Genomic DNA, 25376 nt, shown 5'->3' with positions numbered 1-25376 from the left:
TCTCCCGCGTAGCGGTAGAGGAACGCCGCAATCGCATCACGAGTGATCGGCTCGAACGGACGGAACTCCTGTCCGCCGTTCACAGTCCAACCAGTGGAGATGCCCTCCTGAGCCAGCCACACAATCTCCTCGTAGAACTCCGTGTTCGTGGGCGTGATGTCCACGAACGGAGACTGCGCAGGAAGCGTGACGTCCGGCGAACCTGCGTAGCGGTACAGGAACGCCGCCATCGCATCACGAGTGATCGAGTTGAACGGACGGAACTCCGTGCCGTTCTCGGTGGTCCAGCCGTAGGTGATGTTCTGGTCCGCGAGCCACATGATCGACTCGAAGTGCTCCAGTGACCCATCGACGTCGGTGAACGCAATGTCACCGAACTCGGGGACGTAGGCGTTCGCCGTCGCGGACACGTTGCCCGCAGCGTCGATGGCCCGCGCCCTGATGGTCTGCCGGTCGTCGGAGAGCTCGACCTCAGTCGTGTACTCCTCCCACAGACCACTATCGATGCGGTACTCGAGCGTGGCCACACCGCTCTCGTCGTCCTCGCCCATCACCACGAGGGTGCGGGGGTCGGCCGTGAGATCAGTGACGATGTCGGCCGTGGGGTTCGTGGCGTCGATCTTGAACGACACAGACTCCATCACCTCTGCAGCCCCGGAGCCTGAGGCGCGCACGTCAACCGTGTGCTCCCCGTCCGTCGAGACCTCGACAGGAGCCGTGTACTCGCTCCAGTCGCCGCCGTCGATCCGGTACTCGCGGTAGATGGTGGACTCGCCACCTCCGGTGACGGAGGCGTCCACCGTCACAGGAGAGGTGTACCAGTCATTATCGCCGTTCGGAGCCGCAGGCGACACTGCGACGTCGAGCACGATTGGCTCCGCCTCGTCCCCGACCACTCGGAAGTAGTCGAAGCGGACGGTAGGCGTCACCGTCTGGTTGTCGGTCCCGAGCGCGAACACACCGACCTGGCCGGCAGCTGCGCCGGGGTTGGTCATCTGATCGGGGAAGTCGGTCCACGTCTCGCCGTCGGAACTGACGGCGCCAGTGATGACGTCGCCCTCCTTGGACATACGCAACCAGACGATGCCGTTCTCAGGGGCAGGCAACTGCGAAGCCCCTGCGGTCACGGCACCATCGATCTCGCTCAGGATCTCGACGCCAGTGTTCTTGGCGCTACCAACCGCGTTGGTGGCGACCAGGTCGACCTTGACGTAGTTGTCCTCGTCGGCGAAGGCGAGCAAGCCGCCCTGCTGGTACTGGTGCTCCAGCTCCGACGTGTCGACCTTGGTCTCCACCGTCCAGTCACCCTCAACGTCCTGCATCACGAAGTTCGTGACACCGGTGCCGTCCTGGTACATGTCGCCGGCGGCAGGATCGATCTCCAGCGCACCGCCGGTCACCCGGTAGGCGTTCGGGTCCTCGTTGTACACGGTCCAGCGGCACGCATCGAGCGTCGTGCCGTCGAAGTCGTCGTTCGGCTCACCCGCGGCCGACGTGTCGTCGGGCGTGAAGTGGAACCAGTCGAACTCCGCGTCGATCTCTGCAGCGGGCGAGCCGGCGCTGGCAAGCGCAAGCAGACCGATGCGGGGATCCTGGAGGTCCGCGATCGAGAACGTCTCGGGCATGTCAGTGAAGTTCTGACCATCGTCCGAGTAGGAGCCGTTGATGGACGAGCCATCGCTGGTGAGGCGGACCCAAGCGGTGTCCGGGTACGCGTCGCCGAGTGCGTCGGTGTTGTCCTCCGTCGCTGTGCCGTCAACTTCGTTGGCAAGCTGGAAGATTCGACCGGCCGCGCTCTCGTCACGAGCCTGGATCACCATCTTGGTGTAGTTGTCGTCATCGCCGTAGACCACGAGCCCTGCCTGCTGGTACTGCGCACGAGCAGGAATCGTCACCTTAGCGGTGGCCTGCCAGGAGCCTGCGGGCAGGTCCTGGAGGATGATGTTCGGCGTGTCGTTGGTGTCCTGGTAGATGTCGGTGAGCGAGGCGGGGATGACCAGGTGGCCGTCCACCACACTCACTTCCTGGTTGAGGCGGACCGAACCGTCCCAGCGCTGCGTGTCGAGCTGGTCGCCAGTGAAGTCGTCCGAACGACCGTCGAAGCAGAGAGCAACCTCCTGCGAGACAGTGATCTGGACATACTCTTCACCGGACACACCGGTCTCGTCCGTGGCACGCACACGCAGCAGGTAGCTGCCGGGCGTGTCGTAGACGAACTGCTCGGCCTCGGTGCCGGACACGAAACCGTCGCCGGTTCCCTGGTTCCACTCGAGCGTGACGTCGGTGCCCTCGGGGTCGACCGCCGTCGCAGTGGCGTTCACCGTGAGAGGAGCGATCCCCGACACGGTGTCGACCTCGAAGTCGATGACGGGAACGGAGTTGCCGTCCACGCCGTCGCCGAGCCACTCGAAGTAGTTGACGTTGACCTGTCCTGCGCGGTGCACGAAGTACAGGTTCCCCGAATCGGTCGGGAGATCCGTCAGAGCGACATCGAAGTCCTCGTAGGCCTGCCAGTCGCCGGTCTCGGTGAAGGCGATCTCACCGAGCTCGGGCCCGTCAGGTGCACCCCAGTGCATGGTCATCGAACCAGCGCCATCCACAGGGGACGCGAGGCGTGCACGCACACCATCGATGCCCTTGAAGTTCACCGGGTCGTACGACCACCAGTCGCCGGGCTCAACAAAGGACAGGTTCTGTCCCTGGTCGATGTCCGAGTTGTCCTCTGTCTGGACGCCCTCACCATCATTCTCCGGGTAGGCGTCCGTCAGCGCACCGGTGGCGTCGAAGAACTCCGCCTCCATGCGCTTGGGGTTGAGGATGTTGGTCGTGGAACCCGACAGGGGCACCCCGGCCGCGCCACCGTCATCAGTGAAGGACACGTCCACGGTCCAGAAGATGTTCTCCGTGATGCCGTGGCCCTCATCGCGCAGCGTGGGAATGACTCCCGTGCAGCCGGTGAGCGCACCCGAGGGGTGCTGATGCGAGGCGTGTCCCAGAGCGGGAAGCACGTTGACGTTGTCGCAGTTGATCTCGCCGGTAGCGTCGGGGTCGTTGATGACGACCTCGTAGTCCACCTCATCACCCCAGTTGAAGAAGCCTCCCTGTTCGGGGAAGACGATCTCCACGGTGGGAGCCGCGTTGCCGACCACGATGGTGACGTTCGCGACCCCAGTGAGGCCGTTCTCGTCGGTCACGGTGAGCTGAGCGGTGTACTCGCCCATCGCCGTGTAGGTGTGAGTCGGGTTGTCCTCGGTGCTGGTGTTTCCATCACCGAAGTCCCACTGCAGCGTGTAGTTGAGGAAGCCAGGGTGACGCGTTCCCTCGGAAGAGAAATTCACCGTGAGCTCGCTGCCAGCACCGCTGGTGACATCCGCAGATGCCCGCGCGATCGGCGAGGGGTTGCCCTCGACGTAATCGATGCGGTAGATCGCCGAATCGGCGTTGTTGGTGCCGTATCCGACTCCCCAGTCGATGACGTACAGCGAGCCCTCCGGGCCCCACGTGGCGTCCATGACCTGGGCGAACTCGGGGTTGTCGGAGATCAGGCCAGGAAGCAGCGGGGTGATCTTGGTGATCTCGGATCCCGGGTTGGTGGCGTCACCGCGGTTGAGGGTGATGGCGAAGGCGTCGCCGTTGTTCCAGTCACCCAGGAAGGCCTTGCCGTCCCAGTACTCCGGGAACTTGGTCTCGGAGACGAGGTCCGGGTCGTAATCATAAGCCGGTCCACCCATGGGTGCGCCGGTGTAGCCGTTGCTGCCCACGATGGGGAACGGGTTGTCCTGCGCGCCGCGCTCACCGTAGTACTCGGGCCAGATCACATCGGGAAGGTTAGTGAGACCCGTGTTGTTCGGGCTGTCGTTGACGAGCGCGGTCGGGTCGAATTCATCGCCCGAGGCGCCGGTCTCGAAGTTGTAGTCGTTGTAGCAATTGACTCCGTGGCAGAACGGCCAGCCGTAGTTGCCCGGCTCGTCGACGATGTTCCACTCGGTCGTGCCTGCAGGACCACGGGTGCCGCTTGCGCTGCCCGCGTCCGGTCCGTAGTCCGCCACCAGGTAGTTGCCGGTGTGGGGGTCGAGCCCGATCCGGAACGGGTTACGGAAGCCCATCGCGTAGATCTCCGGCCTCGTCAGGTCGGTGCCCTCCTCGAAGAGATTACCGTCCGGAATCGTGTAGGAGCCGTCGGGCTGCGGCGTGATGCGCACGATCTTGCCGCGCAGGTTGTTGGTGTTGCCCGAAGTGCCCTGGGCGTCCCACGAGGAACGGCCGTCGCGCTCGTCGATGGGCGTGTAGCCGCTCGAGTCGAACGGGTTGGTGTTGTCACCGGTCGCGAGCACCAGGTTGCCATCAAGGTCGAAGATCATGTCTCCACCCGCGTGGCAGCACTCGTCGCGCTGGGTCTCGACCTTCAGGACCAAGACCTCGCTAGCGGGATCGAAGGTGCCTGAGTTCGGGTCATACGTGAAACGCGAGATGCGGTTGTGCGGACCGTCCTCCGGCGACACCGTTGCCGGCGACCAGTAGATGAAGGCGTGATTGTTCGTCTCGAAGTCGGGGTCCAGGACCATGCCCAGGAGTCCGTCCTCGTTGCCGTTCGTCACGTTGAGGTCGATGGCCGTCGAGGTCTGCTGGGTCTCGGGGTCGATGCGCAGGAGCTCGCCGTCGCGCTCGAGATAGAACACCGTGCCGTCGTCAGCCACGTTCAGCGACATCGGGTTCCTGGTGTCGTCGGCGAGGTTCACGAGCTCGTACGCGTCGCTATCCGTGGCGTTGCAGTCGGACTGAACGACGCCAGCCGCAGTGCGAATGCCCTCGAGCACGTGCGTAGTGAACTCCGGCTCGGAGAACGATGCTGCGGTGTGTCCGCCACCGGTGTACCAGGACCGACCGCCGTCGTAGTTCTGGCACCAGGCGATCGGGTGATCGTCACCCATGGTGCCGCCGTTGTAGGAGTCGTCGTCCAGGCTGGCCAGCACGTGAACGTCATCACGCGGGTTCTCCTGGAAGGAGTACCACTCGTCAGTCCGGTTCCAGACGTCGGGCAGGTGCTGCGTCGACGGGTGCGCGAAGTCCTCGACGGTGATGTCCGCGTTGGGCGTGCCCGGGGGGTGACCCTCGAAGTAGGCGCCCACCAGGTCGCCGTACCACTGCCAGTCGTACTCGGTGTCGGAGGCCGCGTGAATGCCCGCGTAGCCTCCGCCGTTCTGAATGTAGGTCTCGAACGCGGCCTGCTGTGTCGTGTCGAGCACATCGCCGGTGGTTGAGAAGAAGATCACGACGTCGTAGTTGGCGAGGTTTTCCTCGGTAAACGCCGTCGCGTCCTCGGTGGCGTCCACCGTAAACCCGTTGTCCAGGCCCATCTGCTCGATAGCTGCGATGCCGTCAGGGATGTTTCCGTGACGGAAGCCTTCCGTCTTGGTGAACAGGAGCGCGTCAAACCCCGGCTCTCCCGTGACATCAGTGGCCAGGTTCGTGGGGGCCTCTGCTAGTGAGGCTTGGGAGGCTGTGCCGACAGGCTCAGCCTGGGCGGGTGCTGCTGCCACGAGCAGTGAGGTACCGGCTAGCGCCGTACCCATCACCGCCGCAGTGAGCCTGGAGCGGCTCTTATGCACATCTTTGTACAAGGGCTTTCCTTCCGATCATCGCGACGATGCGACTCAGTTGGTGTATCGGGTCGCGCACACCAGGACCTTGGTCCTGAGGCACGCTGATAGTGACACTACGAAGACTTATGTTGGTTGTCAACACAAAGGCGCCGACTTACGTCATTACATCGTCGCAATGCGCCCGCCAGGCGTCACCGGCACGGCAGATCACGTCCCATTCGGCTTGCTTGCCCTGGCAAGAGGCCGATGATCGGCGGAAGGAACCGCACATTCGAGCCGAGACACGTACGCATCTACCGAGCCGGCCCCGACCGGCCCGCCGGTCCGAGACTCTGGCGGCGCACCTATCGCCCCACTCGCCGCGGCGCGTGGGCGTGACCGTGATCCCACACGGTTATGACGGGAGTCGGCTTAAGGCCGCGACTCAGCGGACATGTCGGCCGCTGTCGAGTGACAGGGAACGCGGCGCATCGCGTGAGCGATGCTCGCGAGTGGGAACTACCGGCGGAAGGACTGGGCCCGCCGCTGAGTCGCCCAGGCGACCACCTGCGTGCGCCGTTGCAGGCCCATCTTGGCGAGGATGCTCGTCACGTGGTTCTTCACCGTCTTCTCGGCGATGCCGAGTTGGTCCGCGATCTCCTTGTTCGAGAGCCCGTCGCCTACTGCGGTCACGATCTTGCGTTCGGTCGGGGTCAGCGCGGCGATGTCGGCGTCCTCCTGGACATCGATGTGCTGGCCATGCTCACGGCCCGAGGCCGCGTCTCGCACTGCCTTGAGCACCTCCGCCGAGCCCGCCGTCTTGGCGACGAAGGCATCAGCTCCTGCGGTGCGCGCGGCGTCCTTCGCATCATCGTCGTCGTAGCTCGTCAGCACGACGATATGGGTGTCCGGGTGAGTCGCACGCACGTGGGCGATCACGTCAAGCCCGGTGCCATCGGGTAGGCGCAGATCGGACAGTACGACGTCCGGCCTGGTGGCGTCGACGCGGCGGATCGCCTGCGCGACGTTGGCGGCCTCGGCCACCACCTCGACTCCGTCTGCGCGATCAAGGATGTCGCAGATCCCACGTCTCACGACCTCATGGTCGTCCAGTACAAGCACTCTCACGTCAGCCATACTCCGCATCGTAGCCGGATGCCTGCGGGGTCTGACTCAGCCGCGCGCAGCGTAACGACGCTGACAGCGCGCGCACCAGTGAGTCGAGCGCCCGCCGATGCTCTCGCGGCGGATGGTCGCACCGCACCTTGCGCATGGCTCACCTGCGCGCCCGTACGCCTCCAGGGAACGTGAGAAGTAGCCGGACTCGCCGTTGACGTTCACGTAGAGGGCGTCGAAGCTCGTGCCGCCCTGCGCGAGCGCACGCGCCATCACCGCGCGCGCCGCGTCGAGCAGTGCGCGCGCCTGCGCCGCCGACACGGCCGATGCGGGACGCTCAGGGTGGATACGCGCCAGCCACAGCGCCTCGTCCGCATAGATGTTGCCGATGCCGCTCACCAGAGTCTGATCCAACAGCACCTGCTTGATTCCGCGCGCGCCCCGACGCCACGTCCGCAGCACCTTCGCCGTGTCGAGGTGCGGGTCGAGCGCGTCCCGGCCAATGTGCGCCACCGTGCCCGGGACCGCGGCGAGCGGCGATCCCTGTCCCCCCGCCAGGGCATCGGCGGTGGGCACAAGCGGCTCGATGTGCAAATAGCCGAAGGTGCGCTGGTCGAGGAAGTCGAGGGTGAGGCGGGCACCGTCGCGTTCGAGCCGGAGCCGGGCTCGGCAGTGAGGATGGGGTGCGGCGGCCTCGGCCCACGGGCCGTGGTGGACGCGGAACTGCCCGGACATGCCGAGGTGCGCCGAGAGCACGTCGGTAGGCTCCGGCGCTGCCGCGTGCGTGAGCGGGAACCACAGGAACTTGCCCCGTCGAACCACCGCCGCGATCCGGGCGCCGTCGGCGAGTGCCGCGAACTGGCCCGGACCGCCGGGAAGCAGGCGCACGCAGCTGTCGCGCAGGACCTGCGTCTCGCGAACGACGGCGCCGCCGATCAGGGGCGCCAGCCCTGCCCTGACGGTCTCGACCTCGGGAAGCTCTGGCATCTCAGGCGCTGTGGCAGGCGGGCGACACGGGTGTCAGGACAGGTTGGCTGGAGCCGGGCCATCCGAGATTGCGGGGCCCTCGTAAACGATGGAGGCGTAAGCGCGCTCCGCAGCCTCCTGCTCCGCATGCTTCTTCGCGCTCCCGGTGCCGGTGCCGCGCACCGCACCATCGACGGTCACGGTCGCCGTGAACGTGCGGGAGTGGTCGGGACCTGAGCCCTTGGCATCGTACGCGGGTACGCCTAGGTCGCGCTGGGCGCACGCCTCCTGGAGGGAGGTCTTCCAGTCGAGCGCGACGCCGGACGATGCCGCAGCGATCATCGTGGGACCCACGAGTCGCAGGATCACCTCGCGGGACTTCTCGATTCCATGCGTGAGATAGACCGCGCCGAACACGGCCTCGAGAGAGTCGCAAAGGATGGAGTCCTTGTCGGCACCACCGGTAGCGGTCTCGCCCTTGCCAAGCAGGACGCAGGGCCCGAGCTCGAGTTCGCGCGCGACCTTCGCGAGCGCGCGCTGAGAGACGGTGCCCGCGCGCATCTTGGCGAGCTCTCCCTCGGGGAGATCGGGATGATCGCGGTACAGACGGTCGGTGACCACGAGACCGAGCACCGAGTCCCCAAGGAACTCGAGTCGCTCGTTCGTGGGCAGGCCACCGGCCTCATATGCAAACGATCGATGGGTGAGGGCGAGCACGAGTAGTTCGGGGTCCACAAGGACACCCAACCGCTCGGCCAAGGCGTTGGCCGCAGCCTGCCCTGGAATGCTCATCGAATCGCCTCGCACATGCGGCGAGGGCCGATCAGGCCCCGTGCTCGGTGCGGAGCGCCTCGGAGTACTGGCGGCCGTTGTAGGCGCCGCACGTGGGGCATGCTGCGTGTGCGAGCTTCGCACCCTTGCACGCCGGGCACGCGGTGAGGTTCGCAGCAGTGGTCTTCCACTGGGAGCGACGTGCACGCGTGTTCGAACGCGACATCTTGCGCTTCGGAACTGCCACGGTTAACTCTCTTCCTGTTCAGTCAAACTTGTGAGCGCCGACCACCTGGGGTCGATCACTTCGTGGGCGTGGTCTGGATCGTCCTCAAGCCTAGCGCCACATTGGTCGCACAGCCCCGGGCAGTCCGGCCGGCATAGCGGAGTGAACGGCAGTTGCAACACCACCGCGTCCCGCACCACCTCTTCGAGGTCCACGGTCTCCCCGTCGAACTCGAAGACATCCTCCGACTCGCCTTCCCCGTCCGCCGCCTGAGCGTCGTCGAGCATGAACAGTCCCTGGACCGAGGCGGCGACGTCGAATCGCACCTCGTCCAGGCATCGTCCGCACTCCCCGACCGCCTCAGCAGTCACGGTTCCGGAGACCCAGATACCTTCGGACACAGACTCCAGGCTCGCGTCGAGCCTGACCTCCGTACCCTCCGGCACACCGACCATGACTGTGCCGAGGACCGCTGGGGCCGGAAAGGTCTCGCTGACCGTGCGCTGCGCGCCCGGGCTCCGCGCGATATCCCTCACGGAGAATCGATACGGAGAGCTGTTTGGGTGGTGCGACATACGCGCCTCCCATCCTTCCGGTCCAGGTGAACCTCGGCCCGTGCACGTTCGGCAGGACCGGCGCACTATCCTACGTGATCCCCAGGACGTCGCTCAACCCGGGTCGCGTGGGTCCGGATCTAGCGGACCTCAAGCGCTCCGCGGACCGCGGCACCCACGCCCGCGGGGACGTAGGCGTCGATGTCCCCGCCGTGCCGCGCAACGTCCCTCACGAGCGACGAGGCGATGTGGCTGAGCGCGTTGTCGCCGGTCAAGAACACTGTCTCGATCCCGGTGAGGGAGCGGTTCATCAGGGCCATGGGGCGCTCGACATCGTAGTCCGCTCCCCCGCGCAGGCCCTTGACGATCGCCGTGGCGCCCACCTCTTCACAAAAGTGCACGAGCAGTCCCTCGATGACCTCGACTCGCACACTCTCGAGGTGCGACGTCGCACCCCGGGCAAGGCGCGTCCTCGTCTCTGCGTCGAGCAGAGGGGTCTTGGTCGAGTTGTGGGCGATGCCGATGACCACCTCGTCGAACATGGTCGCCGCGCGGGCCGCGATGTCTACATGGCCCAGAGTGATGGGGTCATACGTGCCGGGGAGGACTGCGAGCGTCATGCGTCGACGCTACCCCAGCGAGCCCAGTGCAGGCGGGTCTGCCCGTAGTCGCGCTCCCGCTCGATCTCGAGCCCCACGGGCCAGTCGACGCGCAGTGCCTTGCTGGCCCACTCCACGACCACCACCGCATCGGCCGCCAGGCGGGGCGCGAGCGCGCCGAGCACCGCCGTGAGGTCCGAAGGCGCGATGTCGTACGGCGGGTCAAGCAGCACCAGGTCCCATTGGTCCGTGGAGCGAGTGAGGAACGGGAGCACCTTCTCCTTGACCACCCGCGCCTTCTCACCGACGCCGAGCTCGCGCGCGTTCGCCTGCAGCACCCGCGCCGCCGACCCAGCGGCCTCGACGAACGTCGCTGACGCCGCGCCACGGCTGAGCGCCTCGAGACCCAGCGCACCGGACCCGGCGTAGAGGTCGAGCGCCCGGGCTCCGTGGATGGCGTCCTGATGATCCAGGCGCGAGAACAGGGCCTCGCGAACGCGATCGGTGGTGGGGCGCGTGCCGCGCGGGGGCACGGTGATGCGGCGGCCGCCGAGGTCTCCGGCGATGATCCGTGTCATGCACCCAGGGTAGGGCGCGGCACGGTGCGCCCCGCGCTAGGCCGCAACGATGGCGAGCGCGATCGTCCCGAGGTAGATGCCTGGGATGGCGATGCCCTCGAATCCAATGCCACGCCTGTCGCGCACCACGAGCCCCGCGGCGAGCACGGCGCAGATGAGCGCCGTGCCTGCCAGGAGGACCAGCGACGTGGGCCCCACTGACGCGTAGATCGAGCCACTGAAGAAGAACACGTCCGCGACGGCGATCATGAGCGTGTCGAACACGTTGCCGCCCACGATGTTGCCGATCCCCAGCTCGATAGATCCAATGCGCACCGCGGCCAGCAGGGTGATGAGCTCGGGCAGCGAGGAGATGGCCGTCGTGATCGTGAAGCCTGCGACCGACGGCGGAATACCAGTGGCGGCGACGACACCCAGTCCCGCCTTCGCGACGACCCAGCCGAACCCGGCCACCACGACCCCCAGCACCGCGAACCACACCCACAGCGCGCGTAGAGACCTGTTCGACTGCTCGGGGGGCTCCTCGTCACCGGTGTCCGAAGTCTCCTTGGCCTTCCACTGCGGATGATCCTCGACAGACTTCACTAGCCGCAGCCCGTAGAAGTACAGCGCGGGGATGGCAAGCGTCAGCGGGTGGAACCACCCCCAGGTCAGGTCGGGGGTCGCGTACGCTGCCACGGGCAGTGCCAGGAGCGCCAGCAGGATCAGCGACTGGAGCAGGTTGGGCAGCGACGCGGCCGCGTGCTCGAGATTGGTGCGGCGATACAGCAGGTCCGCGATCGCGATCCACACAGTCTGGATCGCGACGCCACCAATGGGGTTGGCGATCGCAAAGTCGGCCTCTCCGGACAGTGCCCCCGTGGCCGTGGTCACGATGCCTGTCAGCGAGGTGACGGCGCCCAGGAGGAGCGCCCCCGCAGTGGCCTTTCCCATGCGTGTGCGCTCGGCCAACTCATCCGCGACATATGCAAGCCGCGTGCCCCCGAAGCCGAGCACCACCACGGCGGCCGCGAGTGCCGCTACCGACGGCCACAGGGGCCACGCGTCTTGCATGCGGTCACTCCTCATCCCAGCGCGCCGCTGCAACGGCCTGCCCGCCCGCGTGCGTCTTGCCTGGTTGACAAACACGGCAGGGACACCTGCGCATTCCGACGGCATCGCGTGAAGGCACGCGTCCCCGCGGCTGAGGCCGGCGGGTAGGCGGGCAACGGCGCACTCTGCGTGCAGCCCGTGACTAGGCTGTGCCTGAACTGAAGAGGGGCTCCATGAGCGACGACACCGCGCCCGATAACACCGCGCCCGATGACACCGTGACCGCCGACACCGCTCATCGCCGACGTTGGCGCCCCACCACGCGACGCGGCTGGCTGGTCGCGACGGCAGCGGTGCTGGTGCTCGGCACCGCCGCGGTCTGGGCGCTGGCGCAACCCGCCACCACCGACACCGCGTCACCGTCCTCCCCCTCACCGACCGCTGCGGCCACGGCGCCCGCGCACCAGTGCGCTGCCCGGCTCGTGGTCCGCGACGAGTGGCCCGGGGGCTTCAACGCCGACGTGGTCGTCAGCGCCACCGAGGGCGCACTCGAGTCGTGGTCCGTCGCGCTCGACCTGGGAGACGCCGTCGTCGATGGCGCATGGAGCTCGACGCTCGAGGCCGGCGCCACTGCAAAGGTCGAGGTCGCGAGCCTCGAGCACAACGGTGCGATCGCGGACGGCGCCGAGACCTCCTTCGGCTTCACGGCGTCAGGGACGGCCGATGCGATCTCCGCCGCGTGCGCCGGCTCGGCTGACAGCCAGGGCGGCTCGGGCGAGGGCGACACGGCTGACGAGCCCGCGACGGCCGCGGACGTCGCTCCCCCTTCGAACGCACCGAGCTCAGACGACTGGTTGAGCGTCGATGGCAACCGGATCATCGACGCCGCGGGCAACCCGGTGTGGCTCACGGGGGCCAACTGGTTCGGCTTCAACACTGCTGATCGCGTGCTGCACGGGCTGTGGGCCGTCAACCTCGAGAGCACCGTCGCGGCGATCGCGGAGCGCGGGTTCAATGTCTTGCGCATCCCCATCTCGACGGAGCTGCTGCTGGAGTGGCGTGCTGGTGCAGCCACGGCGACCACCAACGTCAACACGGCCACCAACCCGGATCTCGCGGACGCCACCACGCTCGAGGCCTTCGAGGCGCTGCTGGTCGCCTCTAAAGCGCACGGGGTCAAGGTGATCCTGGATGTCCACTCGGCGAAGGCGGACAACGCGGGCCACGTCGCGCCGCTGTGGTCGGCGGAAGGCATCTCGACCGAGGACTTCATGGTCGGCTGGGAGTGGGTGGCCGAGCGCTACCGCGAGGACGACACCATCGTCGGGTTCGACCTCCAGAACGAACCTCACGGCAGTCCGCCTGACGGTCCCCGCGCGACGTGGGGGGACGGGTCGGACTCAGACTGGCGCGCCGTCGCCTCGGAGGCCGCGCAGCGGATCCACGCCGTGCACCCGGACGCGCTGCTGCTGGTCGAGGGCATCGAGGCCACCCCGGCCGACGGCGAGCAGTGGTCGTCGAACGATCCGGGCGACTACGACATCACGTGGTGGGGTGGCAACCTGAGGCTGGCTGGCGCGCAGCCCGTGGAGGGGCCGGCGACCAAGATCATGTACTCACCGCACGACTATGGCCCCCTGGTCTACGAGCAGCCGTGGTTCCAAGGATCCTTCTCGGCCGCGAGCCTGGAGAGAGACGTCTGGGGCCCGACTTGGCTGTACCTACACGATGACGGCACCTCACCCCTGTTGATCGGCGAGTGGGGTGGCCGCCTGGGCGAGGACGAGCGCCAGGACCGGTGGATGACGCACCTGCGGGATCTCATCGTGGACCGGCACCTCCATCACACGTTCTGGGCGGTGAATCCGAACTCGGCCGACACTGGCGGGCTGCTTCAGGGCGATTGGACGAGTTGGGACGAGGACAAGTACGCGCTGGTCGAACCGGCGCTGTGGCAGGACGAGAATGGCACGTTCGTGGGCCTGGATCACGAGGTCCCGCTGCCGGGTGGCATCACGGTGACCGGGCACTACGCGGCCGGCGGGCGACCACCTGTCGACTGAGGTCAGCCGCGCTCGAGGTAGTCCTCGCGCTCGGGGCCGAGCCACGCGTCGATCGCGGAGGCGAGGGCTGGGACGGACGCCAGGCCCGGGTCCGCAGCCACCAGGTCTTGCGCGACCGCTCGCGCCTCCTCGATCACGTCCGCATCCTTGACCACCCGCAGCAGTCGAAGTGAGTTGCGCCCTCCCGACTGCGCGGCTCCCAAGACATCGCCCTCCCGGCGCAGCTCGAGGTCCTTCTCCGCCAATGCAAAGCCGTCAGTGGTGGACGCGACGGCATCGAGCCGTTCGCGAGACAACGACCCGGGCTCTGCCCTAGACACCAGCAGGCACAGACCCGGAAGCGCGCTGCGCCCGACCCGGCCCCGCAGCTGGTGCAGCTGGGACAAGCCGAACCGCTCGGCGTCCAGCACGATCATCACGGTCGCCTCGGGCACGTCGACGCCCACCTCGATCACCGTCGTGGAGACCATCACGGGCGCATCTCCTGAAGCGAAGGCCGCCATCGTAGCGTCCTTCGCCTCGGCCGGGAGCCGACCGTGCATGAGGCCGATGCGCACGCCAGCGAGTTCGGGCCGCGCGGCGAGCATCTTGGCCGTCTCGGTCACCGACGCGAGCGGCACGCTCGCCGGGGGCGCATCATCGCCCTCCCACTCGAGCGTGAGCGGCTCGTCACCGGGAGCATCGGCCGTATTAGTCGGCGGGGCGTCGTCCCCCCCTGCGAGCTCGTCAGCGTCGATGCGCGGGCACACCACGTAGACGCGCCTGCCCTGATCGACCTCCTCCCTCACCCGCTGCCACGTGCGCGCGAGCCAGGCCTCGTTCTCGGCAGGGACCACGTGTGTCACCGTCTCGGCTCGCCCCGGGGGGCGCTCCCCGAGCGTGGACGTCTCGAGGTCCCCGAACACCGTCATGGCGACTGTGCGCGGGATGGGCGTCGCGGTCATCACCAGCATGTGCGGCGGACGGTCGCCGCGAGTGCGCAAGGCGTCGCGCTGCTCCACGCCGAACCGGTGCTGCTCGTCGACGACCACGAGTCCGAGATCGGCGAACTGCACGCCCTCGCTCAGCAACGCGTGCGTACCAACCACGATCCCCGCGGCGCCCGATGCGGCCTCACCGAGCGCCTGACGTCTGACCTTCGATCCCTGCGAACCGGTGAGCAGGGTGATCCGCGTGGCGCGATCGTCCCCGCCCAGGAGCCCCGCGTGAGCAAGCGGACCGAGCAGCTGCTCCAGGCTACGCAGGTGCTGCGCCGCGAGCACCTCGGTAGGAGCGAGCAGCGCGGCCTGGCCCCCCGCATCCACCACTTGCAGCATGGCGCGCAGGGCGACCACCGTCTTGCCTGCCCCGACGTCTCCCTGGAGGAGCCGCATCATCGGAATGGTGCCCGCCAATGAGCGCGAGATCTCCTGACCCACCGTCGCCTGCGCGGTCGTCAGCGCGAACGGCAGCCGCGCGTCCAGCGCCGCGACCAGGCCGTCCGTGCGAGGCGGCCGGGGAGTTGCGGCGAGTTCCTCCCGCGCCGCCCGGCGGCGAGCGAGCGCCGTCTGCAACACCAGTGCCTCCTCGAAGCGCAACCGCTCGCGCCCGCGCTGCCAGATCTCCGGCCGCTCGGGCACATGGACGGCGCGCAGCGCCTCGAGCAGCGACGGCAGCTCGCGCGCCTCACGGACCGCGGCAGGAATCGGGTCCGGCACGTCCTCCTCGGTCAGCGGGTCCAAGACGGTGCGCACCGACCGGCCGATGCGCCAGGTGGGCACCGCCGCGGCGGCAGGGTAGATCGGGATGGGGCGGGAGGCCTCGAGCACGGCCTCGTCCTCGTCTGCGGCGTCCACGCCGACGATGAGGTAGTCCGGGTGCGTGAGCTGGCGCCGGCCGCGATATTCCCCCACCGTGCCCGTGAACAGGCCGGTGCTTCCCGGCTTCAGCTTCGACTCGTGCATGCGCAGTACGCCGGCACGCTTGGCGAAGAACGTGAGCTGAAGGGTGTCGCGGCCATCGGTCACGATCGCCTCGAGCATCGCTCCGCCGCGCGAGCGCATGCTGCGGACCTGGGCTGACCGGACCTCCGCCATCACCGTGACGTGCTCGCCGTTGGCAAGGGCCGCGATCTCCGACCTCTCCCCCGGGGATCCATAGCGCCGCGGGTAGTGCCGCAGCAGGTCCTCGACGGTCTCCAGCCCGAGCTTCTTCAGGCCGCCGGCGGTGCGGGCTCCGAGCACGCTGGTGAGCGGCTCGGCGAGCCGATCCGTGGCCGTCATGTGGGTGCGTGCTCGACGCCGATCAGCACCCCCGGGTACGCGTGCTCGCCGCGGTACACGTTCACGTCTGCGTCGGGAGACGCCGCACGCACCGACAGGCGGACCGCGTCCGCAACGCTGTCGGGGACACCCGCAGCGAGAATCAGGGAGACCACCTCGGTGGCGGAGTCCACCAGGCGGTCGACGTCATCGTCGAGGGCGTCGCCCGTGCTCTGTCCGACGGTGGTGGCAGCGACGGCACCCGCCATCTCGTCGGCGAGGTCTTGTCCCGGCGTGACGAGGGCCGCGGCGGCCACGGCCGAGATCACCTGAGCCTCGTGCTGGCTCTCGAGGACGGTGAGCGCGGGCTTGCGACGCTTGCGGGCGAGTTCGTCTGCCGCGGCCCGCAGAGCGGGGTGGCCGGCGACCACGACGGCCGCGACCCCGGACGCGTCCTTGACGGCACGCCTGAGCGCGCGCCGCTTCAGGGCCGTCGGATCGGGCACGACCAGCACGATGGCGCCTGCGTCTGCGAGCGGTTCCGCAAGGCCGGGGCATTGCGTGAGGGCGACGATGCCAGTCGACGCACGATCAGCGTCGTGACCCACGCGTACATTGCGCACGACGATCTGCCGTGCGTGGGCCTCGATCCCACGCGCCACGGCGAGGTGGGGTGAGTCGGTATGAACGTGGGCCTGCCACAGGTCGTGAGAGCCGGTGACGGAGACCGAGTCGCCGAGCGCCTCGAGGTCAGTGGTGAGCGACGCGTGGATGTCCTCGCGCGAAGTCGCGACGAACATCACCTCGTAGGTCCCGCCACGGTCGTGATGGACGTGAGAGATGCGGGTCGCGCCGACGTCGGTGACCTCCCATTCGACGCGGTCCAGGGAGTCCAGCACGGTGGGGCCTCCTAATGTCTCCGCGAGCATCTCGAGCTGGAGCATGAGTCCGGCAGCACCCGCGTCGACGACTCCGGCCTCCTTGGCGAGGGGCAGCTGCTCGTACGTCAGCACGAGCGCGGCGCGCCCCTCCTCCACGGCCGCGACAAGGGTGGCGTCGCGACCGGCGCCGCGCTCCATTGCGCGCTGCGCCCCGGCCGCCGCGGCGCGCGCCACGGTGAGGATGGTGCCCTCGACTGGCGTGCCCACTGCGCGGTACGCGGCGTCGGCTGCGCGCTCGAGCGACTGCGCGATCCCATGTGCGTCGACCCTGCCGAGCCCACCGTGCGCATCGATGGCGGACAGGAACCCCGTGAGGTACTGGGAGATGATCACTCCCGAGTTGCCACGGGCGCCCACCAGCGATCCGCGCGCGAACGCCGCCACGACCTCGCGGTGGCTGGCGTCGGCCCCGAGTTTTGCCACAGCGCGGTTGCCCTCGTGGAGCGTCAGGTACAGGTTGGTGCCGGTGTCCGAATCTGCCACCGGGAACACGTTGATCGCGTCAAGACGCTCGCGGGCATGCTTGACCGCGCGCGCACCGGAGTCGAGCCAGCGCCTCACGTCCGTCGATTCGTGCATTCATCCCGTCCAGTCGCGTGCTGCGGCGCGGTCCACCTCAGCCGCTGTCGCGGCACCGGACCTTACGATTTCCTGGGACCATGGTGTCACGGCGCACCCTGAAGGCCGGCGAGGTCCCCCTCGCCGATACCGCTCAGGATGCCGCCGGTTGCCCAGCCCGGCATTCGTCAGATACCCTAGTGCGGTTGTCCGACACCGGACAGATGAACGTGGCGCCGCCCAGTCGGGCGCAGCGCAAGTGGAACTTGAGGAGAACTATCGTGGCTGCCAACTGCGACGTCTGCGGTAAGCGTCCGTCCTTCGGACACTCGATCTCGCACTCGCACCGCCGTACCAAGCGTCGCTGGAACCCGAACATCCAGCGTGTGCGCGCCGTCGTGGCGGGATCGCCCAAGCGCGTGAACGTCTGCACCTCCTGCCTCAAGGCGGGCAAGGTTCAGCGCGCCGTCTAGACCAACGCGTAACTGAAAAGAGCCGGCGCCACCTTCGGGGGCGCCGGCTCTTTCACGCTCGGCGTCGCTCACCCGCGGACGTCGATATCGTGCCCACTGGCATCGGTCCAGTCGAACTGCTGGATCGAGGCCTCCGCAGTGTCCAGGTCGAGTTCCCAGGTCAGCTGAGACCAGCTGTCCGCCCACGCGTCCTGGTGGGAATCCCACCACTGACGCCACTCGCGACCGCCACGCTCAGGCTCTCCGTCGGGAACGTCGTGTTGCCCGGGCGGGGGCGGTGGGCCGTCCGCGCCGGGCGCGTCGGCAGCGGAACGGTCAGTGCGAGCGTCGCTCCCAGCCGTGCCTGCATTGCGAGACATTGCGTGCCCCATCGGGGCCGGGTCGACGGGACGCGGCTCCACCTGCACGGTGTCGACAGTCGATTCCGCCTCGACCGCTGGCGAATCCACCTCCGGCACAGATGCCGAGGCGCGGGTAGCGCGATCACCCTGAGCAACGCCGGTCGCGCGCTGATCGCTACCGTCGATGCCCGCTTGCGCCGCGACATAGGCGAGCCCGATCGATGCCAGCGCCACCGCAGCGGCCACGGCCGCGGCTCGCGCCACGAACCGCGCTTCTCGATCAGTGGAATCAGCAACAATCGCGCGCGGCTCGAGGGCGCGACGATCGGGCGAATCCCCTGGCATGAACATGACCGTAGCAGTGAAGCGCCCCTCACATGTGGCGCCCGTCACACCGCCGTCAGGAGAAGTGATCCCAGCCCTGATCCGAGGGACTCTGTCCGTCCACCAGCAGTTGGCCTTGGCCCTCTTCGGCCACGCCTATCACGTGCCATCCGGCGGGCACGGCCTGCGCACGTGGGAACGTCGCGAGCATGTGGTGGTCCTCACCGCCCGCGAGCGCCCATGCGAGCGCGCTGTCAGGCTCGCCGAGTCCTGCGGCCGTCCGGCGCGCCGCCTCATGCACCGGCACGGACTCCGAGTCGACGGAGATCGTCAAGCCCGATGCCCTCGCGAGCCTCGCCGCATCGCGCGCCAGGCCATCGGAGAGGTCCATCATCGCGGTGGCCCCGTGCAGCGCCGCCTCCAGGCCCGCACCGATGCGCGGCCGCGGGCGCAGGAACAGCCCGATCGCCTCCTCGTCCACACGCTCGCCCCGCGACAACTGCGCGAACCCCGCCCGTGCCGCGCCCAGCGCGCCCGCAACCGCGACGACGTCCCCGGCCCGCGCATCGGCCCGCGTGATCGGTTCCGTGCCGTGCGTCTCACCGATGGCCGTGACCGCGACGACGATCTCGCTCGCACCGGACAGATCCCCTCCGACGACCCCCACTCCGTGTGGCTCGCACGCCTCACGAAGCCCGTCCGCGAGCTCGAGAACGAACTCGACCGGGGTCGACGATGGAGCGCACAGCGTCACCTCCAGCGCGGTGGGGACCGCGCCCATCGCATCGATGTCCGCCAGGTTCTGCATGGCCGCTCGCCATCCGACGTCCGCGCCGTTCGACCACTCGAGCCGGAAGTGCCGGTTCTCGACGAGCACGTCGGTGCTGACCACCAGGTGGCCGTCGACCGCGAGCACCGCGGCATCGTCGCCCGGTCCGAGGATCGCGGCGTCGGTGCTGGGCAGTCGCGGGGAGAACAGCGCGATCAGCGCGTCCTCGCCCATCTCTCCGAAAGTCGTCATGCGAAGAGCCTAGGCTGCCGCATCGGCCGTCCTGAGCCAACCCCCGGTGCGGGTGAGCCGCCAGTACGCGGCGCCCAGCAGCAAGCCGCGCGCGACATTGAGCAGCGTGAAGGCGAGCCACAGATCGTCGTTGCTCGCCTCCCCCCGCACCCACGCGGGCACGAGGAACACCGGCAGATACACCCCCACGACCGCGACCAGCATCATGTTGCGCATGATCCGCGTCTGTCCGCTACCGATGAAAATCCCGTCGAGTTGATACGCCGCCACAGAGATCAGTGGGAGCCAGGCCGCCCAGTGGTAGTACTCAGCCGTGGTCTGCGCGAGGTCCGGCAGGCTCGTCATCAGCGTGATGAAGGGGCCCTGGCCGATCAGAAACAGCGCCGTGAACACCGCGGCGATGCCCAGCGCGGGCAGGGTCGCCGCCGCGTTCGCGCGGTGGAACTCGTCGAGCCTTCTTGTGCCGAGGGCGCGCGCGCTCATCGCCTCGGCCGCGTGGGCGTAGCCGTCCAGCCCGTAGCTCGCGAGCAGCGTCACCTGCAACAGGATCGCGTTGGCGGCGAGGACCTCCTCGCTGATGCGCCCGCCCGCGGCGGTCAGGAACGTCAGCGCCATGTACAGCAGCGCCGTACGGATCGCGAGGTCCGCGTTCATCGTCAGCAGCGCCCGCCACCGCGAGCGCAGCCCCTGCCCTCGCCAGCTTCGCAGGCGGGCCCTCAGCGCGGGGTCCAGGAACCGCCACAGCAACACGACCGCGACGGCCAACCCCAGCCACTCGGCAATCAGCGTCGCCCACGCGGCTCCGGATGCCCCCCAGCGGAGGCCGCCCACGAAGACGATGTCGAGCACAAGGTTCACGAGGTTGACGACCACGGCGATCGCAAGGGGACGGCGGGTGTCCTGCGAGCCGATGAAGTACCCGGTGATGACGGAGGTGGCGAGCACTGCGGGCAGCGAGTGCACCCGGATCTGCCCATAGGTCGTCGCGAGCTCGCGCACCTCGCCTGCGGGCGCCACGATGGACATCGCCAGCGGGATCGCCACCCACTGCAGCACCAGGATCGCTACCGCGATGACGCCCGCGAGCATCAGGCTGCGCTGCAGATGAGAGATCGTGTCCAGCGGGCGGCCGGCACCGACGGCGCGCCCTACCAGGCTGGTGGTGCCGAGCCTCAAGAACGACAGCACCCAGTACGCCGCAGACAGCACGATCGCGCCCGCGGCGACGGCCCCCAGGTTCTGCGCGTCCGAGAAGTTCCCCAGCATCGCGGTATCGACCAGTCCCACGAGCGGAACCGAGATGTTCGCGACGATCATGGGCCACGCGAGGGACAGCGCGTGCCGGTGCGGTAGACCGGCGAAGAGGGCGCGGCGGGATGTCACGGATCGACGCTACCTGCTTGCGCAGGCGGGACCGACCGATGCGGTGGCCGGGGGCGGCGCTCGCCCGAACTACGCTGGAAGCCATGCCTGGTCGCCTTGCCGTCGCCACCGCATCGGCCGTGCTGGCGGTGCCGATGCTCGCCGGCTGCGCGCACGCAGCCGTGGTCGAGGCCGCGCCGTACGCCGGCGACCCGGACTGCGCCCGCGTCATGCTCGCAGTTCCCGAGGACGTGGGCGGCCTGGACATGCGCGCGACCACGTCGCAGGCCACCCAGGCGTGGGGAGAGGAGTACCCCATCGTGGCGCGCTGTGGAGTCGAGCCCCCAGGCCCCACGACAGAGCAGTGCGTCGCCATCGACACCCCGGCCGCCACCGTCGACTGGCTGTTGCGCGAGGAGGGCGAGGACTGGGTCGCCGTGACCTTCGGCCGCTCCCCCGCTCTCGAGCTCACAGTCCCGCAGGTCCGCGCGGATGAGGCGGTGGGCGACGTGCTTGCGGAACTGTCCCCCGCCGCGGCGCTGGCTCCCTCCAACGGGCTCGAGTGCTCGTAGAGCGCTGATCACGGCGCTGGCTCTTCTCGCGAAAACTCGGGGTGGCGCTCGAGCCGCGCAGGGGTATTATGCGTGCATGTGACCGATGTCACATTCACACGTTTTGGGGGGAACGGATGACGATGAGCGGCGCTCGGCCCGGGGGGGAACAGACGAAAGCCGCTCAGCCATGGGGAGTCCGGCTACTGATCGTGCTGCTGGGCGCGGCACTGTGCAGTGTGGTGCTCGTCGCTTCGACGCCCTCCGCGATGGCGGACGTGGAACCGCTCTCCATGGACGGCTTTTCTGATGAGGCCGTGCTCACGACCGGCATCAGCGAGCCCATCGCCATGGAGTTCCTGCCCGGCGGGCGCATGCTCGTGCTCCAGAAGGGCGGTCAGATCAAGATCGGCAACCCCGCCACGGTGCCGATGGCGACCGAGACGTACCTGACGCTGACCGACATCGACAACAACGCGGAGCGCGGTCTGATCGACGTCGCGATCGATCCCGACTTCGCCACCAACGGGTACGTCTACCTGTACTACCACCCGAAGTCGGCCGGAAAGGGCCGCATCGCTCGCTTCACCCACGTCGAGAACACCGGCGGCACGTCCAGCCGCGCGGACCTCACCTCCGAGTTCGTGGTGTGGCAGGACAGCACCGGCTATACCAGCTGCTGTCACTATGGAGGAGGTCTTGACTTCGGCCCCGATGGAAACATCTGGCTGACGCTCGGCGACCAGTTCGATGGGAATCGCGCCCAGGACCTCACGGACGCGAGCGGGTCGATCATTCGAGTCGAGCCCGATGGCGATGTTCCGCCGGACAACCCGTTCGCGGACGGAACCGACGGCAGGCACCCGTACATCTGGGCCTATGGTCTCCGGAACCCGTTCCGAGCGAGCTGGGACATCCCCACCAACCGCTTCTTCATCGGCGAAGTGGGCGGCAACGACATCCCCGAGTCGTGGGAGGACCTTCACGTCGCGAAGTACGACGACGCGTACAAGGGGCTCAACTACCAGTGGCCGGGGTGCGAGGGTCCGTACCCCTATTCCGACTTCCCCACGTGCCCCATCGAGGATGGCGGCCTCGCGGAGCCGATCTTCGCCTACTCCCACGCTAGCGGGGGCACCGGCAACGCGTCGCTGACCGGCGGCGTGGTCTACCGCGGCAACCAGTTCCCCGCCGCGTGGGACGGCGTGTACTTCTACGGGGACTACACGCGCCATTTCATCCGCTACCTCACGTTCGACGAGTCGGGCGAGACGGTCACCGGCGACTTCCCTTTCAAGCCCTCGGGGCAGATGCCCGGCGGCGCCACGACCGTGGTCTCGATCGAGCAAGGCACTGATGGCGCGCTGTACTACGCGCTGATCGCAACCGGGCAGATTCGTCGCATCGTCTACGAGGGCGGGAACCAGGCGCCGACGATCACCACGGCCGAGGCCGATGTGAACTCCGGTCCGGCGCCGCTGACGGTCGCGTTCTCCGCCAGCGCCACCGATCCCGAGAACGACCCGCTCACGTACACGTGGCACTTCGGTGACGGCAGCACGGCGACCGGGGCGACCGCGCAGCACACGTACACCGAGGAAGGCCCCTACGACGCCTACGTGAGTGTCTCCGACGGCAGCCACGCCCAGACGTCAGAGCCGATCCCGATACAGGTGGGGGTGCTCCCGGACGTGACGATCACGTCGCCCACCGGCGGTGCTCTGTTCAGGGCCGGCGACACGATCCAAGTCGCGGGCGAGGCGACGGACGACGGCCCGCTAGAGGCGGCTGACTACGCGTGGACCGTGCAGTTCGGCCACGACAACCACTTCCATCCTGCCGATTCGATCCCCAACGGGACCTCCGGAGAGTTCGAGGTGCCGACCAGCGGGCACGACTACAGCAATGAGACCTGGTACAAGATCACGCTGACCGTCACGGACTCCGACGGGCTCGTCGGAACCGACACCGTCGAGGTCCATCCAGACAAGGTCGACTTCACCGTGGCGACCGAGCCCGCGGGGCTCGTCGTGAACCTGGACAGCGTCCCGCGTGCGGCGCCGTGGGTGCATGACACCCTCATCGGATTCGAGCACACTGTCTCCGCCCGCTCGCCCCAGTGCCTGGGCGGCGACTCCTACGTCTTCGACTCGTGGTCCGACGGCGGCGCGGCAACCCACACGTACACCGTGCCTGACACGGCCTCCACGCTGACCGCGACCTTCGTCCCGAACGGGCTGTGCTCCGCGCCCGTGTCAGAAGGCCTGGTCATGCGCCTCCAGGGCGATCAAGGGGTAAGCACGAACGGAGGCGGCGTCACCGGGTGGAACGACCTCACATCCTCGGGCAACAGCCTCGGCGTCGTCTCCGGCTCCCCCACCGTGCTCACCGGCGCACTGAACGGCCACAACGTCGTGAGCTTCGACGGGGAGGACGACGGCCTGGGCCGCACGGGCTTCACGGACCTTCCCATCGGCAACGCGGACCGCTCGGTCTTCGCGGTGGTCAAGTATGACGGCGCCTCGCCGATGGGCGGATGGGCGGGCTTCACCTACGGCTCGACCTATCCGAACCAGTCGTGGGGCCCCGTGCGCACCAGTGACGGCGACCTCGGAATCCAGGGCTGGGGAGGCGGCAACGACTACGACTCCGATGCTCCGGCAGACGGCGAGGGCTGGCTAGTGCAGTCCATCGTCAAGAGCGGCGACGAGTTCGTTCACTACAAGGACGGCACCGAGATCGACGCCGGAAGCCACGCCTACGAGACTGGCACGGGCGCCGTCCGGCTCGGCACCGAGTTGAACGGCGCGCGGAAGATCGACATGGACGTCGCGGAGATCCTGGTCTACGACCGCGCCGTCAGCGACCTGGAGAGAGACCAGATCGAGGCGTACTTCGCGCAGCAGTACTCCCTCGACGGCCCACCCCCGCCGACCCCGCCCACCGTAACCGTCACCGCCCCCACGCAGGGCGCGACGGTGCGGAGCGCCGATGTCGAGGTGACGTGGACCACCGCCGGCGACCTCGCGCCCGGCGACCACGTCCACGTCAGCCTCGACGGTGGACAGTACGTCCCGGTGATGCAAGCTGCCGGTTCACACACCTTCACGGACGTCTCGGACGGAGCCCACACGGTCGAACTCCAGATCGCGCGCTCCGACCACACCGTCTACACACACCCGGGATCCACCGACTCCGTCGAGTTCACCGTCAACACGACCGCACCGAGCGGCGACCTGCCGCTCGATGGACTCGTCCTGCACCTCGAGTCCGATCTCAACGTCATCGGCGCAGGCGCGGGTGGCGTGGGCGGATGGCTCGATCAATCCGGTCGCGGAAACGACTTGGACGTCGCCGCGGGAGTCCCTGCGATAGGCGAGGCGACGACGCCGAGCGGTGTAGCCGCGGTCTCCTTCGACGGGGTCGACGATTCGTTGCGGCGAAACGGAGCCCTGAACGGGATACCTACGGGTGACGCTGCGCGCACTGTCTTCGTCGTGGCCGATTACCAGTCCAATGGCTGGGGTGGCTTCTCGTGGGGTGCGCCGTACTGCGGCATGACGTTCGGCACCACCGTCTCCGCCGACGGCGACCTCGCCCTCCAAGGCTGGTGCGGCGACTACGACTCAAATGTTGACGGCAATGGGGCGGGCTGGCTCACCCAATCGGTCGTGTACGACTCCGAGACCTTCACGCACTACGCGAACGGCGCCGAGATCGACTCTGGCAGCCACTCCTTCAACACCTCCGGGGACAGGATGATCCTCGGTGCAGAGATCGACGGCACCCCGTTCGTCGACATGGACGTCGCCGCCGTACTCGTCTATGACCGAGCGCTCGGCAGCGCCGAGCACGACGACGTGCGCTCCTATCTGGACCAGAAGTACATCTCCGGCACGGTCGAAGATGCCGCCCCCTCGGCGCCGGTAGACCTAGACGCCGTTGCGGCCGACGCCGAGGTCTCGCTGTCGTGGGCCGAGTCGACGGACATCAACGGCGACCTTGCGGGATACCGTGTCTACCGCGCCACCAGCGCGGGAACGATCGACCCGGCCACGGATGCTCCGCTCGCCACGGT

18 protein-coding genes are annotated in these 25376 nt (G+C 68.1%); 4 read left to right on the top strand and 14 right to left on the bottom strand.

Annotated elements, in window-relative coordinates:
- The 9 genes from ACNI3K_RS12960 to ACNI3K_RS12920 form a co-directional block, all read right to left on the bottom strand.
- The coding region (locus ACNI3K_RS12960) for a ThuA domain-containing protein (protein ID WP_419392315.1) at window positions 1-5540 on the bottom strand (5540 nt) is incomplete at its 3' end.
- Window positions 5541-6101: 561 nt separating this feature from the next.
- On the bottom strand, window positions 6102-6719 hold the full coding sequence (locus ACNI3K_RS12955; protein ID WP_419391035.1) for a response regulator: 618 nt from the start codon (window positions 6717-6719) through the stop codon (window positions 6102-6104).
- Between the two features lie 36 nt (window positions 6720-6755).
- Complete coding sequence (gene mutM / locus ACNI3K_RS12950; RefSeq protein ID WP_419391034.1) at window positions 6756-7685, bottom strand: bifunctional DNA-formamidopyrimidine glycosylase/DNA-(apurinic or apyrimidinic site) lyase; 930 nt, start codon at window positions 7683-7685, stop codon at window positions 6756-6758.
- Window positions 7686-7718: 33 nt separating this feature from the next.
- A complete protein-coding gene (rnc, locus tag ACNI3K_RS12945; RefSeq protein ID WP_419391033.1) occupies window positions 7719-8456 on the bottom strand; it encodes a ribonuclease III in 738 nt (245 codons plus the stop codon).
- A 31-nt stretch (window positions 8457-8487) separates the two neighbouring features.
- Window positions 8488-8682 (bottom strand): 50S ribosomal protein L32, encoded by a 195-nt coding sequence (rpmF, locus tag ACNI3K_RS12940; RefSeq protein ID WP_062132798.1) that lies wholly within the window; start codon window positions 8680-8682, stop codon window positions 8488-8490.
- Window positions 8683-8684: 2 nt separating this feature from the next.
- The gene (locus tag ACNI3K_RS12935; RefSeq protein WP_419391032.1) at window positions 8685-9197 is read right to left on the bottom strand and encodes a YceD family protein; all 513 of its coding nucleotides are present in this window, start codon (window positions 9195-9197) and stop codon (window positions 8685-8687) included.
- Window positions 9198-9355: 158 nt separating this feature from the next.
- Complete coding sequence (coaD, locus tag ACNI3K_RS12930) at window positions 9356-9835, bottom strand: pantetheine-phosphate adenylyltransferase (protein WP_419391031.1); 480 nt, start codon at window positions 9833-9835, stop codon at window positions 9356-9358.
- Window positions 9832-10392 carry a 16S rRNA (guanine(966)-N(2))-methyltransferase RsmD gene (gene rsmD / locus ACNI3K_RS12925; protein WP_419391030.1) on the bottom strand — a complete coding sequence of 187 codons (561 nt, stop codon included), beginning with the start codon at window positions 10390-10392 and terminating at the stop codon, window positions 9832-9834. Before rsmD ends, coaD begins: the two co-directional genes overlap by 4 nt.
- Before the next feature lie 36 nt (window positions 10393-10428).
- Complete coding sequence (locus ACNI3K_RS12920; protein WP_419391029.1) at window positions 10429-11445, bottom strand: sodium:calcium antiporter; 1017 nt, start codon at window positions 11443-11445, stop codon at window positions 10429-10431.
- 212 nt (window positions 11446-11657) lie between these two features.
- Between ACNI3K_RS12920 and ACNI3K_RS12915 the strand changes: the two genes are divergently transcribed.
- Complete coding sequence (locus tag ACNI3K_RS12915; protein WP_419391028.1) at window positions 11658-13487, top strand: cellulase family glycosylhydrolase; 1830 nt, start codon at window positions 11658-11660, stop codon at window positions 13485-13487.
- Window positions 13488-13489: 2 nt separating this feature from the next.
- Here ACNI3K_RS12915 and ACNI3K_RS12910 read toward each other — a convergent pair whose 3' ends face one another.
- Window positions 13490-15748: an ATP-dependent DNA helicase RecG gene (locus ACNI3K_RS12910; protein WP_419391027.1), complete on the bottom strand. Its 2259-nt coding sequence runs from the start codon at window positions 15746-15748 to the stop codon at window positions 13490-13492.
- On the bottom strand, window positions 15745-17247 hold the full coding sequence (locus ACNI3K_RS12905) for a DAK2 domain-containing protein (RefSeq protein WP_419391026.1): 1503 nt from the start codon (window positions 17245-17247) through the stop codon (window positions 15745-15747). Before ACNI3K_RS12905 ends, ACNI3K_RS12910 begins: the two co-directional genes overlap by 4 nt.
- A gap of 260 nt (window positions 17248-17507) precedes the next feature.
- On the opposite strand from ACNI3K_RS12905, the gene rpmB reads away from it, so the two are divergent.
- Window positions 17508-17699 (top strand): 50S ribosomal protein L28, encoded by a 192-nt coding sequence (rpmB, locus tag ACNI3K_RS12900; protein ID WP_419391025.1) that lies wholly within the window; start codon window positions 17508-17510, stop codon window positions 17697-17699.
- Window positions 17700-17767: 68 nt separating this feature from the next.
- Here rpmB and ACNI3K_RS12895 read toward each other — a convergent pair whose 3' ends face one another.
- From ACNI3K_RS12895 to ACNI3K_RS12885, 3 genes are read right to left on the bottom strand one after another with little or no spacing between them, the layout of a single operon-like run.
- On the bottom strand, window positions 17768-18385 hold the full coding sequence (locus ACNI3K_RS12895) for a hypothetical protein (RefSeq protein ID WP_419391024.1): 618 nt from the start codon (window positions 18383-18385) through the stop codon (window positions 17768-17770).
- Window positions 18386-18440: 55 nt separating this feature from the next.
- Window positions 18441-19385: a thiamine-phosphate kinase gene (locus ACNI3K_RS12890; RefSeq protein ID WP_419391023.1), complete on the bottom strand. Its 945-nt coding sequence runs from the start codon at window positions 19383-19385 to the stop codon at window positions 18441-18443.
- Between the two features lie 9 nt (window positions 19386-19394).
- Window positions 19395-20768: an MATE family efflux transporter gene (locus tag ACNI3K_RS12885; protein WP_419391022.1), complete on the bottom strand. Its 1374-nt coding sequence runs from the start codon at window positions 20766-20768 to the stop codon at window positions 19395-19397.
- An 83-nt stretch (window positions 20769-20851) separates the two neighbouring features.
- On the opposite strand from ACNI3K_RS12885, the gene ACNI3K_RS12880 reads away from it, so the two are divergent.
- On the top strand, window positions 20852-21319 hold the full coding sequence (locus ACNI3K_RS12880; RefSeq protein ID WP_419391021.1) for a DUF3515 family protein: 468 nt from the start codon (window positions 20852-20854) through the stop codon (window positions 21317-21319).
- Between the two features lie 122 nt (window positions 21320-21441).
- On the top strand, window positions 21442-25376 hold a 3935-nt coding region (locus ACNI3K_RS12875; RefSeq protein ID WP_419392314.1), incomplete at its 3' end, for a PQQ-dependent sugar dehydrogenase.

Origin of the sequence: Demequina ureilytica (assembly GCF_048553575.1) — a bacterium.
Taxonomy (GTDB): Bacteria; Actinomycetota; Actinomycetes; order Actinomycetales; family Demequinaceae; genus Demequina.
This window is presented reverse-complemented; position numbering and strand designations above follow the sequence as displayed.

Bases quoted from the DNA above. Each gene is read 5' to 3' on its own strand.
- ACNI3K_RS12955 (WP_419391035.1), bottom strand. From the start codon at position 6,719: ATGGCTGACGTGAGAGTGCTTGTACTGGACGACCATGAGGTCGTGAGA.
- mutM (WP_419391034.1), bottom strand. From the start codon at position 7,685: ATGCCAGAGCTTCCCGAGGTCGAGACCGTCAGGGCAGGGCTGGCGCCC.
- rnc (WP_419391033.1), bottom strand. From the start codon at position 8,456: ATGAGCATTCCAGGGCAGGCTGCGGCCAACGCCTTGGCCGAGCGGTTG.
- coaD (WP_419391031.1), bottom strand. From the start codon at position 9,835: ATGACGCTCGCAGTCCTCCCCGGCACGTATGACCCCATCACTCTGGGC.
- rsmD (WP_419391030.1), bottom strand. From the start codon at position 10,392: ATGACACGGATCATCGCCGGAGACCTCGGCGGCCGCCGCATCACCGTG.
- ACNI3K_RS12920 (WP_419391029.1), bottom strand. From the start codon at position 11,445: ATGCAAGACGCGTGGCCCCTGTGGCCGTCGGTAGCGGCACTCGCGGCC.
- ACNI3K_RS12915 (WP_419391028.1), top strand. From the start codon at position 11,658: ATGAGCGACGACACCGCGCCCGATAACACCGCGCCCGATGACACCGTG.
- ACNI3K_RS12910 (WP_419391027.1), bottom strand. From the start codon at position 15,748: ATGACGGCCACGGATCGGCTCGCCGAGCCGCTCACCAGCGTGCTCGGA.
- ACNI3K_RS12905 (WP_419391026.1), bottom strand. From the start codon at position 17,247: ATGCACGAATCGACGGACGTGAGGCGCTGGCTCGACTCCGGTGCGCGC.
- ACNI3K_RS12895 (WP_419391024.1), bottom strand. From the start codon at position 18,385: ATGCCAGGGGATTCGCCCGATCGTCGCGCCCTCGAGCCGCGCGCGATT.
- ACNI3K_RS12890 (WP_419391023.1), bottom strand. From the start codon at position 19,385: ATGACGACTTTCGGAGAGATGGGCGAGGACGCGCTGATCGCGCTGTTC.
- ACNI3K_RS12880 (WP_419391021.1), top strand. From the start codon at position 20,852: ATGCCTGGTCGCCTTGCCGTCGCCACCGCATCGGCCGTGCTGGCGGTG.